This window comes from Nocardia sp. NPDC004068 (assembly GCF_042874315.1).
Classification (GTDB): Bacteria; Actinomycetota; Actinomycetes; order Mycobacteriales; family Mycobacteriaceae; genus Nocardia.
In genome coordinates this window covers 460,824-472,948 of the sequence record NZ_JBIAMW010000006.1, presented here as the reverse complement: position 1 = coordinate 472,948, position 12,125 = coordinate 460,824, and the positions used below count along the sequence as shown (strand labels likewise).

Genomic DNA, 12,125 nt, shown 5'->3' with positions numbered 1-12,125 from the left:
CCCACGCGACGCACGCTCACGCCGTATACCTCCCCGCCGTCCGCCCATCCACCGCACTCAGATACGTCCGATGCGGCGCGGTGATCGCCACCATCGCGATGTCGTCGTGCTTGCGTTTGCCGATCCATTGCGAGGTGAGCATCTGGATCCGTTCCACCACCGCCTCGGCGGGCAGGCCCGCGCATTCGGCGAGACCGGCGGCGAGGCGTTCCTCGCCGAACAGGTCCTCGCCCATCGGCCCGCCGCGGGCCTCGGTGACCCCGTCGGTGTAGAGCAGGCAGGTCTCCCCGGGCGCGAGGGTCGTGCGGAAGGTCTGCGCGGAGATCTTCGGCAGCGCGCCGATGAGAGTGCCTCGCGTGTCGGCGGTTTCGACGCGGCCGTCGGTGCGCACGATCAGCGGTGCCGGATGCCCGGCGCAGGTCAGCCGCAACCGGACCTGACCGTCGCGGCGGGCCACCGACGCCAGCACCAGCGTGGCGAACCGGGTGTGGTGCGAGGACAGCATCGCGCTGTTGAGCAGCCGCAGCACCCGCTCGTGGTCGACAGCCATGGGCGTCAACGCGTGCAGGGTGTTGCGGATCTTGCCGGTCAGCACCGCCGCCTCGAGCCCCTTGCCGCACACGTCCCCGAGCGCGACCAGCGTCTCCCCGTCCTCGTCGCGGGCGGGATGGACGTCGTAGAAGTCCCCGCCGATCACCTCGTAGTGCTCGGAAGCCCGGTAGCCCCCGGCGAATTCGACGCCGTGCGCGCGTTGCAGCTTGGGCGGCAACAGATCTCGCATGAGCGTACCGGTGATCGCGGCCTGTTCGGCGTAGAGCCGCGCGGCCGACAGCGCGGCGCCCGCCCGCGCGGCGAACAGCCGCGCGAACACCTCCTCGCCCTCGCTGAACGCCATCTGATCGGTGTGCCGCAACAACACCAGCGCCCCCGCCGGAACCCCGTGACCGGGCAGCGGGGTGATCACCACCGACCCGACCGGCCCGGCGAAATCATCGGGAATCAACCACTCCGGCACACTCGCCGGATCGATCCACCGCGACGGCACCGGCGGAAATCCGCGCAGCGCCTCGGTGAGTCCCGCCACCGCGTCCGGATCGGCGATCACCGTCCGCTGCCGCACGCTGCCGTCGGCACAGCCGTGCACGATCGGAAGTCGTTGTCCCTGTGCGGGAGCCACGAGCACCGCGGCGTCCGCGAGATGCCGCGCCGCGAGCCGGACCGCGGCGGCCATGCACCGGTCCACGTTCAGCGACGACATCAGCACCGTGGACGCCTCGGCGAGCAGCGCGGCTCGTTCCCGCTCGCGCGCCAGGGCCGCCTCGGCCTCCCGCAGCAACCGGCCGGTGTCCTCCACCAGCCACCACATCACCTCACCGCCGGGCAATGCCACGGGGTGGGCGTCGAAATCACGTCCGGCCACACTGCCGGACACCGCCACCGGTTCGTCCACCTCGTGCGCGCCGCACAGCCACTCCGGCCCCACATCGCGCAGGGCCGCGCCCGGCGAAACACCGGGTAACACCGTTCGAACGGGATCGTTGACCGTCACGACGACACCCGCGGAATCGACCACGAGCACCGGATACGGAAGAGCGGTCCACGAATTACCGAGACCAGTCTCGACTTCCACGAAAGCCCCCTTGGGCGTTGGTGATCTGCCGCGGGGGACAGCGAGCTGCTTCACCGACCCGAGAGCACACCAGCCGAAGTCGTTCTCGTTCGAAGCTATCGCGTGGAACCAGTGGAGACAAATCCAGCCGTCGGGGGCGACGACGGACACCTGCGTGTCCTCCGACAACCGTACCCCGCCGAATACCCGCGTCGGTCAGCGGGGAATCGGGGCGGCGACGCACCGGGCGGAAAGCGCGGTCGCCCCTCGAGAAATCCGAACCGGCCCGCCGGTCGCATACCGGCGGGCCGACAATCGAATTCGGGCTCAGTCCAGCCCCGTCACCTCCTGCGCGATCGCGGCCACCCGCGTCTGCGCGGCCGAGACCACACCCTGCCGCTTCTTGTGCGCCTCCTCATAGGCGAGCACCACCCGCACATCGGCCGGATCGTCCAGCTGCTTGATCGCCGCCACGGCCTGATTGGTGGTCAGGTTGTCGTAGTCCGGAATCGGCAGCTCACCGGGCTCGAGCACGCCGACCGCGGCGCGGGTCGCGTGCAGGCTGTCGGCCGCCTCGTCGGCCCCCTCGCGGCGGGTGACCCGCTCCGCCGCCTCGAGCGCGGCGTCGCGGGAGGCCGTGACGGTCTCGGCCGCCACCTCGCCCGCGCGCGCCCCCCGTGAGAACAACTCGTTGAGCGTGGGCGGCGTATTGCGGAACGCGTCCAGCGCACGGTCCAGCCCACGCGTATACCAGGTGACCGGGATGACCACCAGCTTCACCACCGTCCCCGTGGCCGCCTGGAAAGGCGTGCGGCGCAAGGCCGCCGGGCCGCCGAGCGCGTCCTCGGCCAGCACCGTGGTCAGCCAGTCGACGGTCGCCGCGTGCGCGGTGACCAGCCGATCCGCCAACTCGACCACCTCGGGCCGTTCGGCGGTGGTGGCCAGCGCCTTGACGTAGCGCGCCCGGTCGAGCAGCTGATGTTCCAGCGCGAGGTCCCCGAGCAGGGCCTCGTCGAACGGCTGGGCCTGCTCCGCGATCGCCTTGACCGTGGCGGCGGCCCGGCCGAGAAGGGGACCGACCACCTCCGGAACACCGCCCAGCTCGCGGATCGCGGCCTCGATATCGGCCGCGCGGGCGCGCGCGTTGTCGGCGTTCTCCGTCAGCTCGCGGCGCACGGCCTCGGTGCGCGCCTGCGCGATCCGCGTCTCGGCCACTTGGGTTTCGGTGTGGGTGAGCTCGAGGATCGCGCGTAACTGGGTCAGCAGGGTGGTGGTGTCGTGTGTGCTCATGGATCTCGTCCTTCGACGTCGACTCTCGATGCGGCGCAACGATGCACCAGTGATTCGGCTACCCGTCCCCGTCGCGGGATAACGTCAGGCGCGGTGAATCGTCGTCAACTCCGCCAGACCGGACAGCTCGAGCACCGGTTCGAGCAACGAGGTCGCGATCAGCTCGAGCCGGTCGGCGTGCTGCAACAGCAGACTCAACCCCGCGCTGTCCAGGTATTCGACGCCGACGAGATCGACCACCAGCGGACCGGAGTCCCGATCCAGTTCGGCGGCAAAGGTTTTCGCGTTGGACATGTCGATCTCGCCGATCGCGGTGAGCACGGGCGTCCCGTCGGCGCGGCGGCCGTGCGCGAAGGAGAGGGGCGTGGGCATCAGGAGATCCTCGTCTTCATGGCGACGGTCGTTCCGGTGGGCGTGGAGGTGATGTCCACGTGTTCCATGAGGGCGCGCATCAGATGCGTTCCGCGGCCGCGGTGGGTGTTGCGGACCGGATCGGGCGTCTTCCAGCGGCCCGTGTCGGAGACGGTGAGCTCGAGCCGATTCATCGACACCTCGGCCCGCAGCCGGATGTCCTGACCGGGCGCGTCGCGGTGACCGTGTTCGATGGCGTTGGCGCACGCCTCCCCCGCGGCGACGAGGATGTTCTGGGCGAGTGCGCGCGGAATATCGCTGCGCCGCAACCAGTCTCGTAACGCGTGCCGCACCGGCGGGATCTGCGCGGCGATCGCGGGGAAGACGATGTCCAGCGGCGCGGGATGCCGGTAGAGCAGCAGCGCCACGTCGTCGACGAATCCCTCCCGGGGCGCCATGCGCGCCATGATCCGGGTGGCCAGTTCGTCGACGATCAGGCCGCGACCCTCCCGCAGCGCGTCGCCCGCCTGCTCGATGCCGACGGTCAGCGAGCGGCGGCGGCGTTCGACCAGTCCGTCGGTGTAGAGCATCAGCGTGGCGCGCGGCGGAATACGGCAATCCGCTTGCGGGCGAACGTTTCCCGGCCGCACCGCCAGCGGGAGCGAGCGGCCCGCGTCGAGCAGCGCCACGGTGCCGTCGCGCCGGGTGAGGATCCCCGGCGGATGCCCCGCGCTGGCGTAACTCAGCTCCCCCGTCTCGGGCGTGAGAATGCCGCAGAACACGGTGGTGAACCGCGCCCCCGGCACACCCGCCGCGAACTGGTCGAGCGCCGCGAGAGTCTGTGCGGGACTTGTCTGTTCGAGCAGCAGGGCGCGACACGCGCTGCGCAACTGCCCCATCACAGCGGCCGCCGCCAGCCCGTGCCCCACACAGTCGCCCACCACGATCCCGATCCGCTCGTCCGGCAACGGCACCACGTCGTACCAGTCCCCGCCGACCTCCAAAGGCCGCGTGGCGGGTTCGTACCGCACGGCGAACCCCTCCGGCAACCGCGCGGGCCCCAGAATCGCCCGCTGCAACGCGATGGCCGTAGCCCGCTGCTGATCGATAGCGTGCGCCCGAGTCAACGCCTGCGCCACATGCCCCGCCAGCAACCCCAGCAACTGCTCGTCCTCCCGCCCGAACGCACCCCGCCTCCCCAACTCCACCACCACCGCCAACCGCCCCTCCGGATGGCCCACCCCCACCCCCACCCAACTCCCCTCCCCCACCACCCGCAAAGGCGCCTCCCCCGCCACCCGCTCCAAAACCCCCCGAACCGCCTCGTCCAACACCTCCCACCGCTCCCCACTCCCCCACTCGGACAACACCTCTGAACCCGACACCCCCTCAGGCTCGACCAGAGACTCCCGACCCGACAGCGCTTCGCCGCCGGTCGGCGAATCGGATGACGACTCCCCCTCGGCCCCAATCTCCCGCTCCGACAACGGCTCCCGACGCGGCGACACCTCGCCACCGGTCGTCCCCGGACGTGCGGACGCCTCGGCGCGGACCGTCGGCGACCTTCGCGGCCGCTGGTCCTCGGTGCTCGTGATCGTGGGGGCCTCATCGTCGGTGAACAGCGCGGCGATGACCTCGTCCGCATGCCAGAGGCGTTTCAGTTCATCGATAGCCACGGCTACCACGGCGCTCGGATTGGTGGCGTCGGCGATGCGGGTGCTCAAAGCGGCGAGGGCCGTTTCGCGTTGGGCGGCATAGCGTTCGGCGGTGACGTCGCGGAGGGTGCCGACCAAGGCGCGGCGGCCGGTGTCGGGGTCGCGGACCTCGTTGCAGGCGAGGCGGAGCCAGAGGCGGCGGCCGTCGCGGTGGACGGCGGGGACGGTGTGGGTGCCGCGGCTCTCGCGGCGGGCGCCGGCGAAGACGCGCTCGATCAGGGCGACGGCCTGGGGGTCGGATTCGGCGCGCGGCCACCACGGGTGGATCGGCCGGTACGGCAGGCCCTCGGGGCCGTAGCCGAGGGTGTCGGTGAACGCCGCGTTGATCTCGATGACCGCGCCCGTCGCGTCGCAGACGAAGAACGCCTCCTGCAACGAGTCGATCAGCGCCGCACGCCACCGCGAATGGTGCCCGCGCAGCCGGGCCAGCTCGATGGTGGCGCGCACCCGGGCCAGCAGATCGGCGGCGGCGAACGGCTTCACGAGGTAGTCGTCCGCCCCGGCCCGCAGCCCCTCCGCGGACGCCTCCTGCCCCGCGCGGGCCGACAGCAGCACCACCGGCACCGACGCCGTGCGCGGATCGGCGCGCAGCGCGTTCACCAGCGCCAACCCGTCCAGACCGGGCATCATCACATCGGCGACGACCAGATCCGGCACCCCCGCGCGCACCGCGTTCAGGGCCTCCCGACCGTCGGCGACCGCCTCGGCCCGATAGCCCGCGCCGCGCAGCAGCCGGGTCAGGTAATCCCGCATATCGGCGTTGTCATCGGCCACCAGCACCCGCGCGTCGGGCGAATTACTCACCGCCGCAACGACTTCGGCATGCGGATCGGCGTCCGGCAGCCACCGCCACGCCTCCTGCACATAGGGTTCGGCGCTGTCGTCCGCCACGGGCGCCTCACCGGGCGCGGCGATCGCGTCGTCGGCCAGATGCGCCCGCCCGAAGGGCAGCCGCACCGTGAAACTGGTCCCGACCCCTTCGGTCGATTCCGCGTCGATGCTCCCGCCGTGCAGCACGACCAACTCCCGCACCAACGCCAACCCGATGCCGCTGCCCTCGTGCGAGCGGGCGCGGGCGTTCTCGACGCGATGGAACCGCTCGAACAGCCGCGGCATCTCCGCCGCGGGCACCCCCACCCCGGTATCGGCGACGGTCACCACGGCCTCCCCGCCGTCCTCCCGGACCGCCACCCGAATCGTTCCCTCGAAGGTGAACTTCAACGCGTTCGACAGCAGGTTCAGGATCACCTTCTCCCACATCCCCCGATCGACGTACACCGGCCGCGGCAGCGGCGGGCAGTCGACCTCGAGCCGCAGCCCGGCCTTCTCCACCGCCGAGCGGAACACGCTCGCCAATTCGGCGGTGAGCCCGGCCAACTCGACCGGCTCGTGACGCGCCCGCATCCGCCCGGCCTCGATACGCGAGAAGTCCAACAGCGAATTCACCAGCTTGCCGAGCCGTAAACCGTTGCGGTGCACCAGTTCCAAATCCGCGCGCACCGCCGGATCGGCCTCGCCCAGCCGCTCGCGCAACTCCCGTACCGGATCCATGATCAGGGTGAGCGGCGTACGGAACTCATGACTGATATTGGCGAAGAAGATGGTCTTGGCCCGATCGAGTTCGGCCAGTTCCTCGGCGCGGCGGCGCTGTTCGGCATACCCCCGCGCCCCCGCGATCCCCGCCGCGAGATGCCCGGCGACGAGCTGGACGAAATCCCGGTACGCCGCGTCTATCGGCCGATACCTGTTCAACCCCGCCACGAGCAGCCCCAGCGGCGAATCCCCTTGCCGCCGAAGCGGAACCACCAGGGCGTGGGTCGGCGGTTCGGCCCATTCGCCGGTCGGCAACTCCCCGAAGCGCGGATCGTCGAGCGGGATCGGCTCGGGGCCCGCCGCCAGCGGCCACGGGTCCGTCGGGTCCGCGGTCAGCTCCGCCGGGGCCGCCGGATGTCCCGTACCGATCCCGCTGCTCGCCCGTAGCCGGGCCCGGCCGTCGCCGTCGAACAGATAGAGCAGGGTGAAGGGCAGATCGCGGGGGTTGCGGGCCAGTTGCGCCGCGACGAAATCCAGCATCTCCCCTTCGGTACGGATCACGGACGGGTCCGAGCCGAGATCGCGCAGCGTCGCCATCCGCCGCGCCCCGATGACCCGTTCGGTCTCCTCACTGACCACGCACAGCATCCCCACCACCGCGCCCGCGTCGTCGCGCAACGGGCTGTAGGAGAAGGTGTGATAGGTCTCCTCCCGATACTCCGACCGTTCCAGGAACAGCAGCAGCGCCTCGTCCCAGGTCGCCTCGCCGGTGGCCAGCACGCTCTCGATGCGCGGGCCGATGTCGTGCCAGATCTCCGCCCACACCTGCCGCGCCGGACGCCCCAGCGCCCACGGATACTTCCGGCCCAGCGTGTCGCGGCGGTAGGCGGCGTTGCAGAAGAACGTCAGCTCCGGCCCCCACGCCATCCACATCGAGAACCGGGACGACAGCAGGATGTTCACCGCGGTCCGCAGACTCTGCGGCCAGCCCCGCGGATCGGCCAGCGGCGTGGCGGCCCAATCCACCGCCGCCAGATCGCGTCCCACTTCGTCGTCCGCGGCGAAGACGCCCCGGCTGCCCGCCATCGGCTGTCCTCTCTTCCGGCCTCGCGCGAATGATCGTTCCACTCCCGCTATCGAAGCGTAGGCACAATGGCATAACTTCGACGAAGCTGGGCATGCTGATCACCGACCCCGAACTACCAGGAGAACCGTGACCAGACCGACTCTCACCATCACCCACGACGTCCGCCGCAGTGACATCCAGGTACTGACGGTGAGCGGGGAACTGGATCATTTCACCTCCCCCCAACTCACCGCCGTCCTCGACGACCTCCCCTTCACCCCCGGCGGCGGCGTGATCCTCGACCTCTCCCCCCTGCTCTACTGCGATTCCACCGGCATCTCGGTATTCCTCACCGCCCACCAGCGAGCCGAATCCGCGAACTGCCCCCTCCTCCTGGCCGCCGCCACCCCCGACCTCCGCCACCTCTTCGAGGTCGTCGGCTTGGACCGCATCCTCAACTTCACCCCCACAGTCGACGAAGCCCTCACCCACCTCACCCCGGAATCCGACTCCCACGCCTGCTGATTCAGCGGGGCCACAAGCCCCGACTCCCGCGCCTGCTGACTCGCCGGGGCCACAAGCCCACCGACTCCCGCGCTGCCCATTAAGCGGAGGCGCAAGGCCCGCCTCCCACGCCTGCTGATTCACCGGGCGAGCCCATCGACTCGCACGCCTGCTGATTCAGCAGGGGCGCAAGGCCCCACTGTCGCGTCCGCCGGTTCGCCGGGCCACAAGCCCCCGACTCAGCGCACCGGCACCACGGCTCCCGCCGTGATCGCGGGCGCTACCCAGCGGCGCAGGAACGCGCGCAATTCGGCCCCGTTTCGAGTGGTGGGCATGGGGTCGACCACGAACGAGAGCAGGACGCGCAGTAGGTATTCGATGGCCTCGGTCAGGGTGGGGCCGGTGTAACCGTGTGCCGCCCAATCGATCTCGGAGCGCTCGAAGAGGCGGCGGGAGATGTCGAAGGCGACCTCGCCGGTGGCGGCGCGGGAGAAGACCGTGGGCTGGCCCGCGGACAGCAGCAGGCCGAGGTAGCGGTCGTGGGGCAGGCGCTCGACGGTGTAGGCGACGGCCTCCACGGCCATCTCGGCGGGATCGGTGATACCGCGCAGGTGGGTGAGGAGGCGCTCGAGATACTCCTCGGCGGCCGCGTGGCCGACCGCCGCGAAAAGGTCCTCGGTACTGGGGAAATGGCGATAGACCGTCTGCCGGATCACGCCGAGTTCGGCCGCCACGTCCGACAGCCGCGCCTTACCCGCGCCGTGCCGGTCGATACAGCGCATCGCCGCGTCGATGATGCGGGCGCGCGCCTCGGCGGAATCCCGTGGCGGCGAACCGTTCCAGGGCGCCCGCCTCATACGGCCGCGTACCGCCGGTCGGTCAGCGTGCGCAGATTCCGCAGGAAGCGGCGGAACGTCAGATTCATCACCGGCCGGAACAGCCGCAGCGACACCTCGGTCGCCCGATCCCCGCTCATGGCGAGCGTCCAGGTCAACCGGCAGCCCTCGGCGGTCGGCACGATATCGTAGTTCTCCGCGAACGCCGTGATCCCCTTGACCGTCGAGGCGTTGAACCGAAAAGCCATGCGCCGGAACGGTTCCCATACCAGGAACTCCTCGTCGCCGACCATCCCCGCCCGCATCCGCACGGTGCGCGTCGTGCCCACCCCGCGCGGTTCCGGACTGGTCCACTCGACATGGGTGATCACCGACGCCCACTTCGGCCAGGTGTCGGCCTCGGCCAGCACCTCGAACACCTGCTCGGGCGTGACGGCCAGCTCGACGCTGTTGACGAAGCGGTGCCGCGCGGTCGCGGTGAACGACGCGTCGACGAGTTCGCACGGATGGAGTTCGGGCACGGGTTACCTCTCGATCGTCTACGGGTTCGGCGGGGTCAGGAGGTGAGCCGACGGCCCAACTTGGTACCGAACCCGTACCGAATCATGCTTTCCAGATTGCGAATCGCCTTCTCCGAGTACGGGTATCGAATGCTGCCCTGCTCGAAACCGCGATCGATGAGCACGGGCTGGGCGTGCGTGAACCCCAACAGCCCGTCGGTCCCGTTGACCCGCCCGACCCCGCTGTCCTTGCGCCCGCCGAACGGCGCCTCGGGCACCCCGTACACGACCGACGCGTCGTTGTGCACCACCGAACCGGTGTGCAGCCGGGCGGCGATGCGGCGTGCCTTGGCGGCGTCCTTGGTGAACACCGAGCCGCTCAGCCCGTACCGGCAGTCGTTGGCCAGCCGGATCGCCTCGTCCTCGTCCCGTACCCGGGTGATGGTGACGATCGGCCCGAAGGTCTCCTCGGTCATGAGCTGCATCTCGTGCGTGGCGTCGACGACGACGGTCGGCTGGAAGTACAGCCCCTCCCCGGTCGCGGGCGCGCCGCCGACGATGATGTCGGCCCCCTTGGTCTTCGCGTCGTCCAGATGCCGGGTGATGACATCGAGCTGACGATCCCAGAACAACGGACCCATATCGGCCTCGCCGGGCCCGTAGGTGACCGCGCGCGCGATCTCGGTGACGCGCCGGACGAATTCGTCGGCGACGCTGTCGACCACGTAGATCCGCTCGACGCTCATGCACACCTGCCCGGTGTTGAACATCGACAGATACACCGCGCCCGCCGCGGCCTGCTCGATATCGGCGTCCGCGCAGACGATCATGGCGTCCTTGCCGCCCAGTTCGAGCGTGTAGGGCAGCAACCGTTCGGCGCACGCGGCGGCGATCTTGCGGCCGGTGCCGACGCTGCCGGTGAAGCACACCTTGTCGATGTCCGCGCCGACCAGCGCCGCCCCGGTCTCGCCGTCGCCGTGCAGGACCTGCAACACATCCTCGGGCACCCCGGCCTCGTGCAGGATGCGCGCGACCCATTCGCCCGAGCGCGGCGTCACCTCGGAAGGCTTGAGCAGCACCGCGTTTCCGGCCAGCAGCGCCTGCACCACCGGGTTGAGCGAGAGCACGAACGGCCCGTTCCACGGCGTGATCACCCCGACCACGCCGAGCGGCTGTTGCTGGATGTAGAGCTTCTTCAGCATCCGCAGCGACCCGTGCAGCCTCTGCCGCCGGGGCCGCAGCGTCTTGTCGGCGTGCGCGCTCCAGTAGTTGATGAAGTCGCACGACGGCACGATCTCCACCATCAGCGCCTCGACCCGCGGCTTACCGGTCTCCGCGCACACGGTGGCGACGACCTCGTCCCGCCGCGCCACGAGCACCTCGACCGCCGCCCGCACCACGGCCGCCCGATCCTTCACCGACCGCGCACCCCACTCCGCCTGCGCCGCACGCGCTTTCGCCACGGCGCTCGCCACATCCGCGGCGGTGGCGACCTCGATCTCATCGATCGGCCGCCGGTCGACCGGACTGTCCAGAGCGAGCCGACGGCGCCCGTCGGCGGTCTCGGGAACCGAGCGAACGATGGCCATGAGCTCTCCTCGAACGTGAAACGCGTTTCTCTTCACTACCCGTCATGCCTGGCAGACGCCACCGAATCATACGTACGCGAGACACGTGTATGACCGATTCGACGGATCTGTCCCGCTGAGTGGACAACTCGATGTTCGGGGTGATCGACAGTCGGCTACGGCTTGGATACGGGCAACGACGCCACAAACGCGTCGGCCTCGCGATGCGAGCGCACCCGCACAAACGTCAAATGCGCGAACGCCGGATCCCGCTCGGCGGCGAGGAACCGGGCGCGATTGGTCGCGTGGGATCGGTACGCCCACATGATGATCGAACGCTGCGGGTCGCGGGAGAGCAGGTCGCGCCAGCGCTCCCGGTTGCCGTTCCACAACTCGCGCCGCAGCACCAGGCGCAGCAGGGTCCGCCGAACGACCTGCGTCATCACCAATGCCAGCGGCAGATCGAACCACACCACGGTATCGGCCTGCCGCCAGACCAGATCCCCCAGCTTCCCCCGATAGTTCCCATCGGCGACCCACCCCCCGACGGCGAGCCGCTCCGCCACCACGGCCCGAAACTCGCTCTCCGACAACGGCTGCCAATCCGCCTGATGATGAATGGCATCCAGCTCCACGTAGGCGACCCCGAGCCGCTCCGAAATCCGCCGCGCCAGCGTGCTTTTCCCCGACCCCGAGGTCCCCACCACCGAAATCCGCCGCGTCACACCCACCGGGCCATTAGACCTCGAACCCCGCGCGACGGCCACGAAGCCAGCCCTACACCTCCAACTCCTGCTCAATAGTCTTCAACCGATGCCGAGCCAAAGCGAGGTTGCCACGGGCGCGGTCGAGGGCGAGGTAGAGGAACAGCCCCTTGGAGCGGGCATCGGTCATCGGCCGGATGATGTGGTACTGGCTGGACAGGCTGATGAGGATGTCCTCGATGTCGTCCTGCATCCCCAGCTGCTCGATGGTGCGCAGCTTCGCCCGCACCACTTCGGTATTGCCCGCGGCGGCGACCTGGAGGTCCAGGTCCTTGGAGCCGCCGAGCGTGCCCAGTGCCATCCCGCTGTGGTAGTCGACCACGGCCGCGCCGAGCGCGCCGTCCACCGACATCATGTCCTTCAGCGCGACATCCATATTCGACATGTGC

10 protein-coding genes are annotated in these 12,125 nt (G+C 70.0%); 1 reads left to right on the top strand and 9 read right to left on the bottom strand.

Annotated elements, in window-relative coordinates; translation table 11 throughout:
- Positions 1-16: 16 nt before the first annotated feature.
- The 4 genes from ACFYTQ_RS18390 to ACFYTQ_RS18375 all read right to left on the bottom strand — a co-directional run bounded on the left by ACFYTQ_RS18390 (position 17) and on the right by ACFYTQ_RS18375 (position 7,584).
- Complete coding sequence (locus ACFYTQ_RS18390; protein WP_387362127.1) at positions 17-1,630, bottom strand: PP2C family protein-serine/threonine phosphatase; 1,614 nt, start codon at positions 1,628-1,630, stop codon at positions 17-19.
- Positions 1,631-1,936: 306 nt separating this feature from the next.
- Complete coding sequence (locus ACFYTQ_RS18385; RefSeq protein ID WP_387362125.1) at positions 1,937-2,899, bottom strand: ferritin-like domain-containing protein; 963 nt, start codon at positions 2,897-2,899, stop codon at positions 1,937-1,939.
- Positions 2,900-2,983: 84 nt separating this feature from the next.
- Entirely contained in the window at positions 2,984-3,271 is a 288-nt protein-coding gene (locus ACFYTQ_RS18380; protein ID WP_387362123.1) for an STAS domain-containing protein, read from the bottom strand.
- Positions 3,271-7,584 carry a SpoIIE family protein phosphatase gene (locus tag ACFYTQ_RS18375; protein WP_387362121.1) on the bottom strand — a complete coding sequence of 1,438 codons (4,314 nt, stop codon included), beginning with the start codon at positions 7,582-7,584 and terminating at the stop codon, positions 3,271-3,273. Before ACFYTQ_RS18375 ends, ACFYTQ_RS18380 begins: the two co-directional genes overlap by 1 nt.
- A 127-nt stretch (positions 7,585-7,711) precedes the next feature.
- Here ACFYTQ_RS18375 and ACFYTQ_RS18370 point away from each other — a divergent pair, with 127 nt between their 5' ends.
- Positions 7,712-8,089 carry an STAS domain-containing protein gene (locus ACFYTQ_RS18370; protein ID WP_387362119.1) on the top strand — a complete coding sequence of 126 codons (378 nt, stop codon included), beginning with the start codon at positions 7,712-7,714 and terminating at the stop codon, positions 8,087-8,089.
- 218 nt (positions 8,090-8,307) lie between these two features.
- On the opposite strand, the gene ACFYTQ_RS18365 is transcribed toward ACFYTQ_RS18370, so the two are convergent.
- The 5 genes from ACFYTQ_RS18365 to ACFYTQ_RS18345 form a co-directional block, all read right to left on the bottom strand.
- Entirely contained in the window at positions 8,308-8,925 is a 618-nt protein-coding gene (locus ACFYTQ_RS18365) for a TetR/AcrR family transcriptional regulator (protein ID WP_387362117.1), read from the bottom strand.
- Positions 8,922-9,425, bottom strand: coding sequence for an SRPBCC family protein (locus ACFYTQ_RS18360; protein ID WP_387362115.1), 504 nt, complete (start codon positions 9,423-9,425; stop codon positions 8,922-8,924). Before ACFYTQ_RS18360 ends, ACFYTQ_RS18365 begins: the two co-directional genes overlap by 4 nt.
- A 35-nt stretch (positions 9,426-9,460) precedes the next feature.
- Positions 9,461-10,993 (bottom strand): aldehyde dehydrogenase family protein, encoded by a 1,533-nt coding sequence (locus ACFYTQ_RS18355; RefSeq protein ID WP_387362113.1) that lies wholly within the window; start codon positions 10,991-10,993, stop codon positions 9,461-9,463.
- 155 nt (positions 10,994-11,148) lie between these two features.
- Complete coding sequence (locus ACFYTQ_RS18350; RefSeq protein WP_387362111.1) at positions 11,149-11,703, bottom strand: hypothetical protein; 555 nt, start codon at positions 11,701-11,703, stop codon at positions 11,149-11,151.
- A 46-nt stretch (positions 11,704-11,749) separates the two neighbouring features.
- Positions 11,750-12,121, bottom strand: coding sequence for a hypothetical protein (locus tag ACFYTQ_RS18345; protein WP_387362109.1), 372 nt, complete (start codon positions 12,119-12,121; stop codon positions 11,750-11,752).
- Between the last annotated feature and the right edge of the window lie 4 nt (positions 12,122-12,125).